The 15,155-nt window shown below is 68.0% G+C and carries 15 protein-coding genes; 7 read left to right on the plus strand and 8 right to left on the minus strand.

Features of this window, described 5'->3' with window-relative positions; all coding sequences use genetic code 11:
* The first annotated feature begins 77 nt into the window (after nucleotides 1-77).
* The gene (gene phoU, locus AB0F86_RS27255) at nucleotides 78-737 is read left to right on the plus strand and encodes a phosphate signaling complex protein PhoU (RefSeq protein WP_067640883.1); all 660 of its coding nucleotides are present in this window, start codon (nucleotides 78-80) and stop codon (nucleotides 735-737) included.
* Between the two features lie 63 nt (nucleotides 738-800).
* On the opposite strand, the gene pstB is transcribed toward phoU, so the two are convergent.
* The 6 genes from pstB to AB0F86_RS27285 all read right to left on the minus strand — a co-directional run bounded on the left by pstB (nucleotide 801) and on the right by AB0F86_RS27285 (nucleotide 6,885).
* A complete protein-coding gene (gene pstB, locus AB0F86_RS27260; RefSeq protein WP_067492348.1) occupies nucleotides 801-1,577 on the minus strand; it encodes a phosphate ABC transporter ATP-binding protein PstB in 777 nt (258 codons plus the stop codon).
* Nucleotides 1,578-1,595: 18 nt separating this feature from the next.
* The gene (gene pstA, locus AB0F86_RS27265; RefSeq protein ID WP_067640879.1) at nucleotides 1,596-2,501 is read right to left on the minus strand and encodes a phosphate ABC transporter permease PstA; all 906 of its coding nucleotides are present in this window, start codon (nucleotides 2,499-2,501) and stop codon (nucleotides 1,596-1,598) included.
* Nucleotides 2,501-3,472, minus strand: a complete 972-nt coding sequence (gene pstC, locus AB0F86_RS27270; protein WP_067640877.1) for a phosphate ABC transporter permease subunit PstC — start codon at nucleotides 3,470-3,472, stop codon at nucleotides 2,501-2,503. Before pstC ends, pstA begins: the two co-directional genes overlap by 1 nt.
* A 92-nt stretch (nucleotides 3,473-3,564) precedes the next feature.
* On the minus strand, nucleotides 3,565-4,677 hold the full coding sequence (gene pstS / locus AB0F86_RS27275; protein ID WP_356987544.1) for a phosphate ABC transporter substrate-binding protein PstS: 1,113 nt from the start codon (nucleotides 4,675-4,677) through the stop codon (nucleotides 3,565-3,567).
* A gap of 285 nt (nucleotides 4,678-4,962) precedes the next feature.
* Nucleotides 4,963-5,853, minus strand: coding sequence for a mycothiol synthase (gene mshD / locus AB0F86_RS27280; RefSeq protein ID WP_356987545.1), 891 nt, complete (start codon nucleotides 5,851-5,853; stop codon nucleotides 4,963-4,965).
* Nucleotides 5,854-6,126: 273 nt separating this feature from the next.
* A complete protein-coding gene (locus AB0F86_RS27285; protein ID WP_181701349.1) occupies nucleotides 6,127-6,885 on the minus strand; it encodes a response regulator transcription factor in 759 nt (252 codons plus the stop codon).
* A 188-nt stretch (nucleotides 6,886-7,073) separates the two neighbouring features.
* Here AB0F86_RS27285 and AB0F86_RS27290 point away from each other — a divergent pair, with 188 nt between their 5' ends.
* From AB0F86_RS27290 to AB0F86_RS27315, 6 genes are all read left to right on the plus strand, one after another.
* A complete protein-coding gene (locus AB0F86_RS27290; RefSeq protein WP_067492559.1) occupies nucleotides 7,074-7,919 on the plus strand; it encodes an LmeA family phospholipid-binding protein in 846 nt (281 codons plus the stop codon).
* Complete coding sequence (locus AB0F86_RS27295; protein WP_225281279.1) at nucleotides 7,916-8,350, plus strand: thioredoxin family protein; 435 nt, start codon at nucleotides 7,916-7,918, stop codon at nucleotides 8,348-8,350. Before AB0F86_RS27290 ends, AB0F86_RS27295 begins: the two co-directional genes overlap by 4 nt.
* 270 nt (nucleotides 8,351-8,620) lie before the next feature.
* The gene (locus tag AB0F86_RS27300) at nucleotides 8,621-9,091 is read left to right on the plus strand and encodes a DUF4395 domain-containing protein (RefSeq protein WP_356986813.1); all 471 of its coding nucleotides are present in this window, start codon (nucleotides 8,621-8,623) and stop codon (nucleotides 9,089-9,091) included.
* 31 nt (nucleotides 9,092-9,122) lie between these two features.
* Nucleotides 9,123-9,956, plus strand: a complete 834-nt coding sequence (locus AB0F86_RS27305; RefSeq protein ID WP_067492342.1) for a sulfurtransferase — start codon at nucleotides 9,123-9,125, stop codon at nucleotides 9,954-9,956.
* A 5-nt stretch (nucleotides 9,957-9,961) separates the two neighbouring features.
* Nucleotides 9,962-10,267 (plus strand): DUF1416 domain-containing protein, encoded by a 306-nt coding sequence (locus AB0F86_RS27310; protein WP_181701355.1) that lies wholly within the window; start codon nucleotides 9,962-9,964, stop codon nucleotides 10,265-10,267.
* Nucleotides 10,268-10,448: 181 nt separating this feature from the next.
* A complete protein-coding gene (locus AB0F86_RS27315; RefSeq protein WP_181701357.1) occupies nucleotides 10,449-11,141 on the plus strand; it encodes an FABP family protein in 693 nt (230 codons plus the stop codon).
* A 331-nt stretch (nucleotides 11,142-11,472) separates the two neighbouring features.
* Here the strand turns inward: AB0F86_RS27315 and cydC are convergent, their stop codons facing one another.
* Both cydC and cydD read right to left on the minus strand, forming a co-directional pair.
* The gene (gene cydC, locus AB0F86_RS27320) at nucleotides 11,473-13,227 is read right to left on the minus strand and encodes a thiol reductant ABC exporter subunit CydC (RefSeq protein ID WP_356986823.1); all 1,755 of its coding nucleotides are present in this window, start codon (nucleotides 13,225-13,227) and stop codon (nucleotides 11,473-11,475) included.
* 17 nt (nucleotides 13,228-13,244) lie between these two features.
* Entirely contained in the window at nucleotides 13,245-15,152 is a 1,908-nt protein-coding gene (gene cydD, locus AB0F86_RS27325) for a thiol reductant ABC exporter subunit CydD (protein WP_356986810.1), read from the minus strand.
* Nucleotides 15,153-15,155 lie beyond the last annotated feature (3 nt).

The raw sequence follows: 15,155 nt of genomic DNA on the forward strand, positions 1-15,155 counted from the left end.
GCTGGCACGACTGTGCCATACGGCATTAACCCGGTGTTGGGTGACAGGGGTACCGGTACCCACTAGGGTCAGCAATTATGCGTGTCATCTACAACGAGCAAATGGCCGAGCTCGCCAATCTGCTCGGCGAAATGGCCGGTCTCGCCGGCCAGGCCATGGAGCAAGCCACCCAGTCGCTGCTGCAGGCCGACCTCGCGCTGGCCGAGCAGGTCATCGGTGAGCAGGATCGGATCTCGGTGATGATCGCCGAGGCCGAGGAGAAGGCGTTCGCGCTCCTCGCGCTGCAGGCCCCCGTCGCGGGCGACCTGCGTCAGGTGGTCAGTGCCATCCAGATCGTGAACGACGTGAACCGGATGGGCGCCCTGGCCCTGCACGTCGCCAAGGTGACCCGCCGCCGCCACCCCAACCACGCCCTGCCCGAGTCGGTGAACGGCTACTTCGCCGAGATGGGCCGCATCGCGGTGAACATGGGCGCCGGCGCCAAGGAGGTGCTCGAGACCCGCGATCCCGAGCGCGCCGCCCAGCTCAACCAGGACGACGAGGCGATGGACGACCTCCACCGCCACCTGTTCACCCTGCTGATGGACCGGGAGTGGAAGTACGGCGTCGCCGCCGCCGTCGACGTCACCCTCCTCGGCCGCTACTACGAGCGCTTCGCCGACCACGCCGTCGAGATCGGCCGCCGCGTGATCTTCCTGGTCACCGGCGTGCTCCCGGACGGCGAAATCGAAAGCTGAAGTAGTACAACGAGAAAGCCCCCGCCCTCCCGAAGGAGTGCGGGGGCTTTCTCGTTGGATCCTTTACCCGAAGCGGCCGGAGATGTAGTCCTCGGTGGCGCGCTGGGTGGGGTTGGAGAAGATCTTCTCGGTGTCGTCGATCTCGATCAGGCGGCCGGGCTTGCCCTGTGCCTCGAGGTTGAAGAAACCGGTCTGGTCGCTCACGCGGGCGGCCTGCTGCATGTTGTGCGTGACGATGACGATCGTGAACTCCTTCTTGAGTTCGGTGATCAGGTCCTCGATCGCCAGGGTGGAGATGGGGTCGAGGGCCGAGCAGGGCTCGTCCATCAGCAGCACGTCGGGCGAGACCGCGATCGCGCGGGCGATGCACAGACGCTGCTGCTGACCACCCGAGAGGCCGCCACCGGGCTTGTCGAGACGATCTTTGACCTCGTTCCACAGGTTCGCACCGCGCAGCGAGCGCTCGGCGACCTCGTCGAGTTCCTTCTTGTTGCGCACACCCTGCAGCTTCAGCCCGGCCACCACGTTGTCGCGAATCGACATGGTGGGGAACGGGTTCGGGCGCTGGAACACCATGCCGATGGTGCGGCGCACACCCACCGGGTCGATCGCCGAGCCGTAGATGTCCTCGCCGTCGAGCAGCACGGCACCTTCGACGCGGGCGTTCGGTGTCACCTCGTGCATGCGGTTGAGCGAGCGCAGCACGGTGGACTTGCCACAACCGGAGGGACCGATGAAGGCGGTGACGCTGCGCGGCAGCACGGTCAGGTCCACGTTCGACACGGCGTGGAAGCTGCCGTAGTAGATGTTGAGATCTTTGACGTCGATCCGCTTGGCCATGGGAGTTTCCGTTCGCTTCTATCGGTTCCGGGTGAGCAGCTTGTTGACCGCGGCGGCAGCCAGGTACAGCAGCGCGATGAGCAGGATCAGCGTGAGCGCCGCACCCCAGACACGCGCGCGACCGGCCGGCTCCGGGTTGGCCAGCTCCTGGTAGATCAGCAGCGGCAGCGAGGCCATGTTGCCGTCGAAGATGTTCTGGTTGATCGACTTCGAGTAACCGACCAGCACCAGCACCGGCGCGGTCTCACCCATCACGCGGGCGAGGGCGAGCAGGATGCCCGAGATCATGCCCGGCGCGGCGGTGGGGATGACGATGCGCAGGATGGTCTTCCACTTCGGCACGCCGAGCGCGTAGGAAGCCTCGCGCAGCTCGTCGGGCACCAGCTTCAGCATCTCCTCGGTGTTGCGCACCACCACCGGAAGCATCAGCAGCACCAGGGCCAGCGACACCGCGAAGGAACTCTGCGGCATGCCGAGCGTGGCGATCCACAGCGCGAAGATGAACAGCGCCGCGACGATCGAGGGCACACCGGCAAGGATGTCGACCATGAAGGTGGTGACCTTGGCCAGCTTGCCGCGACCGTATTCCACCAGGTACACAGCGGCCATCACGCCGAGCGGCACCGCGATGACGGTCGCGATCAGCGCCTGCACGATCGTGCCGTAGATCGCGTGGTACACACCGCCGCCGGACTGGTCCGGCAAGATGCCCTTCTGCGAGTTGAACCACCAGTCGGCGGTGACGATCGAGCCGATGCCCTTCACCAGGACCAGGCCGAGCACCCACACCAGCGGGATCAGCGCGATCACGAAGCAGAGGGTGACCAGACCGGTGGCGATGTTGTTCTTGATCCGCCTGCCGTTGCTGACATGGCGGAACGTCGGCGCCTTGACCGGCTTGTCGAGGGTCGATGTGGTGGTCATCAGCCGTTCACCTTTCCACCGGAGGCCAGGCGGGCCAGTGCGTTGACGACGAAGGTCAGCGCGAAGAGGACGAAGCCGGCGGCGATGTAGGCGCCGGTCGGCAGCGGGGAACTGAATTCCGAGGCGGCCGAGGCGATCTTGGAGGCGAAGGTGTAACCACCGTCGAACAGCGACCAGGTGCCCGCGTTGCTCGCGGTGCGGAGCACGACGAGCACGGCGATGGTCTCACCGAGCGCGCGGCCGAGGCCGAGCATGGAACCGGCGATCACACCGCTGCGGCCGTAGGGCAGCACGGTCATCCGCACGACTTCCCACTTCGTGGCGCCCAGCGCCTGGGCGGCCTCGATGTGGGCGCGCGGGGTGAGGGCGAACACCTCGCGGGCCACCGAGGTGATGATCGGCAGGATCATCACGGCGAGCACGACACCGGCGGTGAAGATGGTGCCGCCGCCGGCGATCGAGACGTTGCCGTCGGAGAACAGGAAGAACCAGCCGAGGTTGGAGTTGAGGAACTCCTGCACCGGCGCGATCTGCGGGGCGAGCACGAGAAAGCCCCACAGACCGAACACGATGGACGGCACCGCGGCGAGCAGGTCGATCAGCATGGTGAACGGCTTGCCCAACCGCGACGGCGCGTACTGGGTGAGGAACAGCGCGATGCCGACGCCGATCGGCACCGCGACGATGAGCGCGAACACCGAGCTCAGCACCGTGACCATGAACAGGTCACGGATGCCGAAGCGCAGGTTGTTCGCGTCACCGGTGGAGAATTCCGTGCTGGTGAAGAAGTTGGCGTTGTCGGCCATGAGCGAGGGGACCGCGCGGATCAGCAGGAACAACGCGATCAACGCGATGGCCGCGACAATGGTCGCGCCCGCCGCGGTGGCCAGCCACCGAAAGATCGTCTCGGCGTTCAGGCGCCCGGAACGACCCTTCTCCGGGGCCTTGTCGAATTTCGGTTCGGTCGGCATATGCGAAGTATCTCCGGCCGCCCGCGGGCCCGTCGAATCCGACGAGCCCGGTGCGGTCACCTCAGGGTGCATGGTCATGGCCTAGGTAGCGATCAGGAGATGGCGTTGATCGCGGTGGTCAGCTTGGTCTTGAAGGCGTCCGGCAGCGGCACGTAGCCGGCATCGGACAGACCGTTCTGGCCGTTGGTGACGACCGAGGTCAGGAACGCCTTGACGGCCTTGCTGGTCTCGGCGTCGGCGTACTTCGAGCACACGATCTCGTAGGTGGCCATCATGATCGGGTACGCGCCCGCGGCGGTGGGCTTGTAGAACGAGCTGGTGTCGAGCACCAGGTCGTTGCCCTCGCCCTTGATCTTCACGCCGTCGATGGACTTGCCCGCCGACTCGGCCGACAGGGCCACCGGGTCCTTGCTCGCCGAGGTGATGATCTGGGCGATCGACAGGCTCTGCGCCTTGGCGAAGGACCACTCGTTGTAGGTGATCGAGTTCTTGGTGTTCTTGATGGCGGCCGAGGTGCCCTCGTTGCCCTTGGCACCCTCACCGACACCACCGTTGAACGACTTGCCGCCGCCCTTGCCCCAGGCACCGTCGGACGCGGCGTCGAGGTAGAGCTGGAAGTTGTCGGTGGTGCCCGACTCGTCGGAGCGGAAGATCACGGCGATCTTCTCCGAGGGCAGCTTGGCGTTCGGGTTGAGCGCCTTGATCTCGGGGGCATCCCAGGTGGCGATGGCGCCGTTGAACACCTTGGCGGCGGTCGGGCCGTCGAGCACGAGGTCGGTGACGCCGTCGACGTTGTAGGTGATGGCGATCGGGCCGAAGACGGTCGGCAGGTTCCACGCCGGGCTGGCGCAGCGTTCCTGGGCCTTGGCCGGCTCGTCCTTCTTGGAGCTCAGCGGGGAGTCGGAGCCACCGAAGTCGGTCTGGCCGCCGATGAACTCGTTGACGCCCGCGCCGGAGCCACTGGAGGTGTAGTTCAGGGTGTAGCCGTCGCAGTTGGTCTCGTAGGCGGCGACGAAGCGCTCCATCGCGTTCTTCTGCGAGGAGGCGCCGGACGCCTTGAGCGCCTTCTTGCCACCGCACTCGACACTGGTGTTGGCGGCGTTGCTGGTGTCGCCACCGGTGTTGTCGTCGCTGCCACAGGCGGCCAGAGACATGGCACCCGCGGCGAAGACGCCGACCAGGGCGCTGGTGCGCTTGAAGTTCACTTTTCCTCCGACATTGCTGACGAACTCGCTCGGTCCCTCACCGGCCCGGGCGAGTTGGGTGGTGCGGATCGCGGGTGAACGCGAGCACCAGGCGACGACTGTGCCGCCCAGAAGTAACGTAGGTTCGCCCGGTTGACAGTTGGCCCGAGGTGGGTTAACGGAGAATGAACAGCCCGGCGCGATTAGACCGAGCGTGTGATGTTTGCCCCAGTTTTACTCGTCGGTACCCGGTCATCCTCACAATATTCAGGGTTGCCGAGGAACTGTGAGGTGTCTCGCAGCCGGTCAGCTCAGCGCGTAGGCGACGTCGATATGGGCGGGCGCGAAGCCCAATTTGGTGTAGGTCCGCACGGCGGCGTGGTTGTCGGCCTCGGTGTAGAGCAGCACCTCGGTCAGGCCGGTGTCGCGCAGGTGGTGCAGCCCGGCCAGGGTGAGCAGTCGGCCCAGGCCACGGCCCTGCGCGGCGGGGTCGATGCCGACGACGTAGACCTCGCCCGCGGGGGCGGCGTCGGGGTGTGCCTTGGTCCAGTGGAAGCCGAGCAGACGGTCGGGACCGGCGGCGTCGAACGCCAGGAAGAGCCCGGCCGGATCGAACCAGGATTCCGCGCGGCGGGCGGCGATGTCGCGCTCGGTCCAGCCGCCCTGTTCGGGGTGCCAGGCGAAGGCGGCGTTGTTGACCCGCAACAGTTCGGCATCGTCGGCGGGGCCGGCGTAGGTGCGCAGGACGAGGTCTTCGGGGACCTCGAGTGGGGGTAGCTCGGGGGTTGCCAGGCTGCGGCACATCTGCCAGAGTTCGCGTGCTTTCGTCAGTTTCAGGGTGGCGGCGAGGGCTTTGGCGGCGGGCAGATCGCCGTGTGCCCAGACGCGGGCGCCCGCGCCGCCTTCGGTGAGGGATGTGCGGACGAGGTCGGTGCCGATGCCGTGTTCGCGAGCTTCGGGGTCGACGGCCACTTCTGCCATTGCGGGGTGATCACCGTGTGCGGCAACGAGATTCGCGTAGCCGACGATCTCGCCGTTGCGTTCGGCGAGCAGATGTCTTGTACCGGGGGCGGTTTCGGCGAGCGAGAGGACCGCCTGCTCGGAGACGGGGGCGACGCCGTCGGCGGACTTCGCGCGGTCGAGCAGGGCGCGGATGTTCTCAGCGGTGGTGGAGTCGACGGTCTCGGTCCACTTCAAGGTTGCCCCCTGTGTTTGAGCGTACGTCGGGTGAGGTGCCCGGCTCTTTGGGTTTTGTGATTGCGGGAGGTACTGGCTGTGTTTTTGGAGCGCTGGCGCGCTCGAGCGCGGCCCCTGGGGGGCCGCGCGAACAGCGCTCGAGACTCGCGCTTCGCGCATGCGCTTCGAGCGCTGTTCGCGCGGCCGGGCCGCTACGCCGCTTCGCGGCGATCCCTCCTCGAGGTCGGGATGTGCGGGGCTGGGAAGGCTGTCATGGCGGACTGAATGTGCTCGTCAGGGGGTGCTGCCGTTGACCGGTGTCAAGTCCTCGCCGTCTACGTCTTCGTCGGTGAAGGCGGGCGGTTCGCCCTTGGCGGCGGTCGAGCGGGCGGGGCGGACGGCCTTGTAGCCGACGTTGCGGACGGTGCCGATGAGGGATTCGTATTCGCTGCCGAGTTTGGCGCGCAGGCGGCGGACGTGGACGTCGACGGTTCGGGTGCCGCCGAAGAAGTCGTAGCCCCACACCTCTTGCAGCAGTTGGGCGCGGGTGAAGACCCGGCCTGCGTGCTGGGCGAGGTACTTGAGCAGCTCGAATTCCTTGTAGGTGAGGTCGAGCGGGCGGCCGCGCAGGCGGGCGGTGTAGGTGCCTTCGTCGATCACCAGTTCGCCGAGGGTGATCTTGCCTGTGTTCTCGGGGCTGGCCACGCCGCCGTTGCGGCCCACGAGCAGGCGCAGGCGCGCGTCGAGTTCAGCGGGACCGGTGCCTGGTAGCAGGATGTCGTCGAGGCCCCAGTCGGCGTTCACCGCGACCAGTCCGCCCTCGGTGAGCACGGCGACTACGGGCACCGACGAACCGGTGCTGCCGAGCAGTCTGCACAGCCCGCGCGCGGCGGCCAGATCGGTCCTGGCGTCGACCAGCGCTACATCGGCGCTACCCGCCTCGAGCAGGGAAGACACCTCGGTCGGCGCGGGGCGGACGTTGTGCGCAAGCAGCGTCAACGAGGGCAGCACCGCATCCGGGTTGGGGTCGGAAGTCAGTAGGAGCAGCTCCACCGGGCTCTCCTCCTATCTCGTGTCTGCGCGACGAGAGCAGCCGCACAGCTACGTCGCCGAAACACAGGGTTAGTCGGTGCAACATTAGCGCGTCACAGGCCATGACCTCGCAACACGGGCACACTTACGAGTGTTCGGCCGATACCCGGGCCCCCGGCACCCGCGTGCGTGGGCGCTACTCTCACCTCATGCGCAAGCTGATCATCGGGCTGCTGTGCCTGGCCGGGTTGGCGGTGGTGATCGATTTCGGCGCCGCCGCCTACACCGAGTACCACGTGTCGCGGCAACTGCGGGCGGGCGCCGACCTGTCGGCCGATCCCGAAGTGACCTTCCACGGTTTCCCGTTCACCGCCCAGGCCCTGGCCGGGCGCTACGACAACGTGGCGATCCGGGCCCGAAGCATGCGCCCGGACATCCCCGGCGAGATCGGCATCGAAGCCACGCTGAACGGTCTGCACGCGCCTGCCGGCGAGTTGCTCGACGGTGCGGCGCGCTCGGTGCAGGTCGACCGCGTCGACGCCCGCATGCGCATCGAACCCACCGAGCTCGGCAGGCTCTTCGGCATCCCCGACCTGCAGGTCCACACCCGTCCGGCCGACAAATCCGACGGCACGGGCGGTTCGGGTGGTTCCGGCATGACCACCGGGGGCGCGCTCGTGCTCACCGGCACGCTGCCCACCGCGCCCAACGGGCGCATTCTCGGCGCGGGTGTCACCCCGTCGAGTTCGGCCAAACGCGTACCGGTGCAGATCCAGGCCGACCTGCTGCTCGACGGCGACCTGGTCCGCATCCAGGCCACCGGCTTCTATCACGACAAGAACAGCGGCCCGGCCGACACGGCCAAGACCAGCGAATCGGAGATCCTCGAGGCCGATCGCGGCGCGGTGCTCGAGCGCTTCAGCCGTACGATCGATACCAAGGAGTTGCCGTTCGGCGTCCGGCCCACCGAGGTGGAGGCGCTGGGTGGGCACATCGTTGTCGAGGGCGTCGGCCGCAACGTCACCATCGACCTGGACCGATTGCAGCAACCATGATCGAACTCGCCGTACTCGCCGCCGTCGTGCTGGCCGCCGTCGCGGTCGGCCTGCTGCTGCGCCGCAACCAGGGCCGGGTCCGGCCCGCCACCCTCGACCCCGACACCGAACAGCGCGCCCGCCTGCTCGACGCGGCCGGTGTCTCCGGTTCGGTGCCCGCGGTGCTGCACTTCTCGGCCGACTGGTGCGGTCCGTGCGACGCCGTGCGGCGGGTGGTCGCCGGTGTCACCGCGGAACTGGCCGATTCGCCGAACGCACCGCGCGACATCGAGATCGACATCGACGCGCAACCCGCGCTGGCCCGCGAACTCAACGTGCTCTCCCTGCCGACGACCTTCGTCTTCGACGCCGAGGGCAAGGAGCGTTTCCGCATCTCCGGCGTACCGAAGGCGGGCGACCTGCGCACCGCCCTCGAGCCGCTCACAGTGTGACGTTGTCCCCGGTTTCGAGGGGGCCTGCCCATTTCCCGGGAAGACCGGGTAAACTCTTCATCGTGCAAACCGACCACGAGCTGATGCTCACCCGACGCCGCACAGTTGACCTGTGTCGCCTCGGTGGTTGTTGCTGCCTGTGCCGCTGACCGGTCGGCTTCTCTCCCGAGATTCCTGACGCCGACCTCTGTTCACCGCGCGAGTGATCGTTTCGATCCCCCGGCGAACTGGCAGATCCCACTGAATCGTCTCAGCGCAGGAGTTCGCACCATGACCTCGTTTTCTGATTCCCCACCTCGCGTCGATGTCCGCGGGCCGCGTTTCGTGGCCTGGGTGACGACCGGGGTGCTCGTCGCGGTGCTGCTGGTCGCGACCGTTTCCCCCGTCGCCGCCGCGATCCTGATCGGCCTGCAGGCCGTGGTGTTCGCGATCGGCGCGGCGGCCGGTCCCGCCAAGCACCCTTACGGCCGGATCTACGCGGCGCTCGTCGCGCCGCGAGTCGGCCCGCCCACCGAGACCGAACCCGTGCCGCCGCTGCGTTTCGCGCAGGCACTCGGCTTCGCGTTCGCCGGTGTCTCCCTGCTGGGCTTCGCGCTCGGCTCCCCGATCGTCGGCGCGGTGTTCGCCGGCTTCGCCCTGTTCGCGGCGTTCTTGAACGCGGCGTTCGGGGTCTGCCTGGGTTGCCAGATCTATCCGCTGGTCGCCCGCTTCCGCCGGTCGGCTGCTCCGGCACCGAACTGACCCACCCTGCACGTCTGTTGAAAGGAACAACATGGCTCGCTCCGATGTCCTGGTCTCCGTTGACTGGGCCGAAGAGAACCTCAACGCCCCCGGCGTCGTCTTCGTCGAGGTCGACGAGGACACCTCCGCCTACGAGGGTGGCCACATCGAAGGCGCCGTTCGCCTGGACTGGAAGAACGACCTGCAGGATCAGGTTCGTCGCGACTTCGTGAACCAGGAGCAGTTCTCCGACCTGCTCTCGGCGCGCGGCATCGCCAACGACGACACCGTGGTGCTGTACGGCGGCAACAACAACTGGTTCGCCGCCTACGCCTACTGGTACTTCAAGCTGTACGGCCACAACGACGTGAAGCTGCTCGACGGCGGCCGCAAGAAGTGGGAGCTCGACGGTCGTCCGCTCTCGCGTGACGCGGTCAACCGCCCGGCCACCCAGTACAAGGCCTCGGCTCCCGACCTGAGCATCCGCGCCTTCCGCGACGAGGTCATCGCCGCGATCGGCACCAAGAACCTGGTCGACGTGCGCAGCCCCGACGAGTTCTCCGGCAAGATCCTGGCTCCCGCGCACCTGCCGCAGGAGCAGAGCCAGCGTCCCGGCCACATCCCGGGCGCGATCAACGTGCCGTGGAGCAAGGCGGCCAACGAGGACGGCACCTTCCGTTCCGACGAAGAGCTCGCCGAGCTCTACAAGGATGCGGGCCTGGACGGCGAGAAGGAGACCATCGCCTACTGCCGCATCGGCGAGCGTTCCTCGCACACCTGGTTCGTGCTGCAGGAGCTGCTCGGCCACCAGAACGTCAAGAACTACGACGGCAGCTGGACCGAATACGGTTCGCTCGTCGGTGCACCTATCGAGTTGGGAGCGTAATCAATATGTGTGCAGCACCTACCCAGGGTCAGGCCATCCCGGCCGGCGTCGATGTGGAGAAGGAAACGGTCATCACCGGCCGTGTCCTGAGCACCGACGGTCAGCCGGTCGGCGGCGCGTTCGTGCGTCTGCTCGACGGCAACGGTGACTTCACCGCCGAGGTCGTCGCCTCCGGCACCGGTGATTTCCGCTTCTTCGCCGCGCCGGGTTCGTGGACCCTGCGCGCGCTGTCGGCGTCGGGCAACGGCTCGGCCGAGATCAGCCCCGAGGGCGCGGGCATCCACGCGGTGGACGTCGCGGTCGCCAAGTAAGAAACCTCACAACGGCCCTGGTAGTTCCTGTGCGGGAACTGCCGGGGCCGTTTTCGTATCTTCGTTTCGGACTCGCTAGACTCCGAAACGTGGTCCTCTTCTTCGAGATTCTCCTCATCGCCGTGTCGATCCTCATCGGCTGGTTCGGCCTGTACGTCTTCTACCGGCTGTTCACCGAGTCATGAGCGGGCTCGCGAGCGAAGGTTCCGATCCGGCCGAGCGAGCGAGTGACGTGCAAGACGCTTCGGCACAGCGTCGCAGTGGCGACGAGGCGGTGAATGTCGCCGCCGAGCGTGCGAAAGAAACCGGGGTCCGAAACATTTCGGTCCTCGGCGGTCTCCCCATTCCCGAGGACACCGCGAATCTGCGCGAGGGTCCCGATCTGAACCACGCGATGCTCGCGTTGCTGCCGCTGGTCGGTGTGTGGCGCGGCGAGGGCGAAGGCCACCACCCCGCCGACGGCGACTACCGCTTCGGTCAGCAGATCATCGTGTCGCATGACGGTGGCGACTACCTGGTCTGGGAATCGCAGACCTGGAAGCTCGACACCGAGGGCGCCTACGACAGCCCCGACCTGCGCGAGAGCGGGTACTGGCGGGTCGGCACCGACGCCGACACCGAGATGCTCGAACTGCTGCTCACCCACAGCTCCGGCGTCGTCGAACTGTTCTACGGCACCGCCCTGACCCAGTCGTCCTGGGAACTGGCCACCGATGTGGTGATCCGCAGCCAGTCCGGCGCTGTCGTCGGCGGCGCGAAACGCCTCTACGGCATCGTCGAAGGCGGCGACCTGGCCTACGTCGAGGAACGAGTCGACCCCGACGGCGCGCTCATCCCCCGCCTGTCGGCCCGGTTGCAGCGCTACATCGGCTGAGATCCCGATCGGATGCCCCGCGGTTTCGCGGGGCGTTCGTCGTTTCCGCGGCGGAAATGGAGCGACCCCCGAGCCATACCGTCTCGTTCCGGGGAACGTGGCGGTCCCGGGTGGATAGTCCGGGGGCTCGGGGGCCGGGTGTCTGCCTGGGATTCGCTCAGCGCACCGCTGGGGAATCTCCCGCAGGGGTGCTGCTAGCGGGCAGCCACCTCACGCATCCGTTGAACATACATTCTTCAGACCACCTCCTCTCTTGTGTACCGATGAATCTATCGGCACACGCCGAGCTCGGCAATTGATTTTCCGGGTGCTCCGACCTGCGGAAATCGCCTCACTTTTCGGACAGTGACCGGCCGTCGACCCGACAGCCGCCGGTCCGGTCGACGGTGACGATCGTGTCGGCACGATGGTCGGGCGGAAGCTGGTGGGTGACGACCACGACGCGACGCTCCGGCGCCACCAGGCCGCTGTCCGCGTCGAGGAGTTCGCGCAGGAGCTGGTCGCCCTCCTCGGCGGAGAGGTGTTCGGTCGGCTCGTCGAGCAGCAGGGTCTCGGCCGGTGCGATCAGTGCCCGCGCCAGCAGCAATCGCCTGCGCTGACCACCCGACACGGCCGCCGCCCCCGCTGTGAGCGAGGTCCGCACGCCGTTCGGCAGACTGTCGAGCCAGGGGCCGAGACCGACTCGCCGCAGGGCGCTTTCGGCTTCGTCCTCGGCGAGATCACCGCGCGCGACCCGCAGGTTCTCGAGGATGGATGTACCGAACAGATGCGCATCCTCGGCGAAGAACGTGACGCCCGCACGTGGAGTGTCGAACAGGCCCGCCCACTCCATCAGCAAGGTCGTCTTTCCGGCCCCACTCGGCCCGACAACGGCGATTCGCCGCCCCTCCGGCATCGCCATGGTCGCACCCGGCCCGGCAGACGCTTCGCACCCCGCCGTGGCAACGCGTCGAACAGGGTCGCCGGAACCAGCGGTCACGCCGGGACCGAAGGTCGATCCAGCCGGTGGGGTCGATGAGGCGGCCGTCCGCCCGATGGGCTGGGGGCCTGCGATGGACTGGAGGCGGTGGAGGGCGGCGCGGGAGGTGGTGAGGGTGGTCGCGGCGGTGGGGAGGGTGGCGACGGCCTCGAAGGCCGAGAGGGGAACCAATACGAGGATGGTGAGGGCCATGGGAGTCATGCCGCCGGGGAGGCCACCCGTCGGCCCGTAGGCGGCGATGCCGACCAGCAGGGCGCCGAGGGCGCTGATCCCGATCGACAGCGGGGTCGCGGCGGCGGCCCACGCGCTGCGGGAGGCGGCCGAGTCTTCGGCGGCGACTGCGCGCCCGGATGCCTTGTCTGCCACCGTGAGTGCCGTGTCCAACCGTCCGGCGACACGCAGTTCGGCCGCGTGGTCGAGCACGGTGAACGCCTCGGCCGTGAACTCACCCCGATCCCGCCGCACCGCACGTTCGGCGTCGCGCCCGGCCACCGCCGACAACCATGGCGCCAGCACGCCCGAAACAGCAAGGGCCGCGGCCAGAATCACGGCTGCCGCCACAGAAATGGTGGCGATCAGCCCGACCGCCGCCACCGACAACACCACCGCGACGGCCACCGGCACGAACACCCGCACGACCACAGCACCGAGATCATCGATATCGGCCCCGACCCGAACCAGAAGATCCCCTCGCCGCAACTCCCCCAACCGCCGTCTCCCCGGCGACCCGGGCTGCTCACTGTCGAGCACGATGCCCGTCGACCTGTCCTCGACCGTCCCGCCACTCTCGACCGCCCGGTCGCGCCACCACCAGATGTCCGACTGCGCGAGGGTGCGGTACACCGTGGTGCGCGCCGTTGTCATGGCTCGCAGGGCGACGTCGTGGGTGGCCAGTCGCTCCAGGTACCGGGCCAGCCCCCGGGAGATTCCCAGCGCCCGCACCGCCGTCACCGCCACACTCAGATGCAGCACCGGCGGCATTTCCCAAGCGCGCGCGATCAACCACGCCGCCAGCGCCGCCAGCGCGAGTCCACTCCCGAGCGCCAGCACCCCCCACGCCACAGCCACCGCGACCCGCCACCGCGACAACCCGAGCAGCCGCCACATGTCCCGCAGATCGGCGATCACAAAGCCCTCCCGTCCGAATCGTCCCGCCCGCCCCGCTGATCCTCGGTTTCGCCGACGACCTCGACGACCACGTCGGCCGCCGACAGGACGGTCGGGCGGTGGGCGACGACCACGACGGTCGCGCCTTCGGCGGCGAGAGTGCGCAGGGTGGTGAGGACTCGGTGTTCGCTGACCGCGTCGAGGTGGGCGGTCGGTTCGTCGAGCAGCAGGATCGGGCGGTTGACGGCGAGGGTGCGGGTGAGGGCCAGGCGCTGGCGTTGGCCGAGGGACAGGCCGGTGCCGCCCTGACCGAGGACGGTGTCCCAGCGCTGTGGGAGCTCGTCGAGCACGGTGTCGAATCCTGTTGCGGCGCTGATCTGTTCCAGCCGGTCCAGGTCGGCGGCGGTGCCAGGCACACCGAGGAGTTCGACATTCTCGCGCAGCGTTCCCGGAACCAGCACCGGCCGCTGCGGCAACCAGGCGATGCGCGCCCACCAGCTGTCGGCATCGAGGTCGCCGACACCCCTTCCATCGACGAGAACAGTCCCACTGTCAGGCTCGATCAGTCCCAGAATCGCCTGCAGCGTAGTGGATTTCCCGCACCCGTTCGCCCCGGTGAGCACCGTTACCGAGCCCGGCATCAACTCGGCGGTCAACCGATGCGGCGCCGTCCCACCGCGCGCGGTGACGGTCAACTCGCACAGCTGGATCCGCGAACCCGACCGTTCGCCCGGCCCCACCACAGACCCTGGATCACGCCGATCCGCCCGCACAGCGCAACCCACCGACGATGCCGATTCCGGCGGCGCAGCGTTCGTATCTGCGTGCACGGCAACCACATCCGCAGCATCCACGTCGGATGGCTGAAGTGATCGTGCAGCAGCGTGTTTGGCGCCGTGAGCAGATCCGGTGGTCGAATCGAGCACGGCGAAGGCTCGTTCCCCAGCCGCCATCCCGTCCTGCGCGGCGTGGAACTTCTCCCCCACCTGCCGCAGCGGCCAGTACACCTCCGGTGCGAGGATCAACGCGACAAGCCCGGCGTACAGGGTCATCTCCGCGAACACCAGCCGCAAACCGATGGCCACCGCGATCAGCGCCACGCTCAGCGTCGCCAATCCCTCGAGCACCATCGAGGACAGAAACGCCATCCGCAACGACTGCATCGTCCGCTGCCGTAGCGAATCGCCGAGCGCCTGTACTTGTTTCGCCATACCGGTCACGCCCGGACCTTCGCGCCCGAGTGCCCGCAGCGTCGGCATGCCGGCGAACAGGTCGAGAATCTGATCCGACAACCTGGTGCTCGCGGCGAGCGTCGCCTTGGCCCGACCCTGGGTGAGCAGCCCGATGAGCACCATGAACATCGGGATGAGCGGCACCGTGATCACGGCGATCACGGCCGAAGTCGGATCGTGAAAAGCGATGACCACCAGCACGATCGGTGGAACGAGACAGGCCAGCAGCAGCGCGGGCAGGTAGCCGGTGAACCACCCGCGCAACCCGCTGAGCCCGTTGCCGACCACCACCGCGATCTCGGTACGCCGCGAATCCAGTTCGCGCGGAGACAGTTCCGCCCCGGCCCGCAGCACCGCGTTCTCCAGCTCGGCCACCACCGCACTGCCCGCCCGGTGCGCCAGCCGCGCCTGCCACCAGCTCGCCACCCCACGCACCACCACGACGACGCCGAGCACGACCAGTTCGGTTGTCCACGAGTCGAAGCCGCGCCGCGACGGGTCGGTGACAACACCGGCGAGCACCCGCGCCAACAGCACCGCCGTCACCACGATGGTCGCCGTGATGACCAGCGCGATCAGCACCGCGATCACCAGGTGCGGCCGAGCCGACCGCGCGTACCGCAGCAACCGCGGATCGATCGGCCCGCGCCGCCGTACTTCGGGCGCCCCCGCCGACCCACCGAGCGCGCCCATCAC

This window comes from Nocardia sp. NPDC023733 (assembly GCF_040639775.1).
Lineage (GTDB): Bacteria > Actinomycetota > Actinomycetes > Mycobacteriales > Mycobacteriaceae > Nocardia > Nocardia rosealba.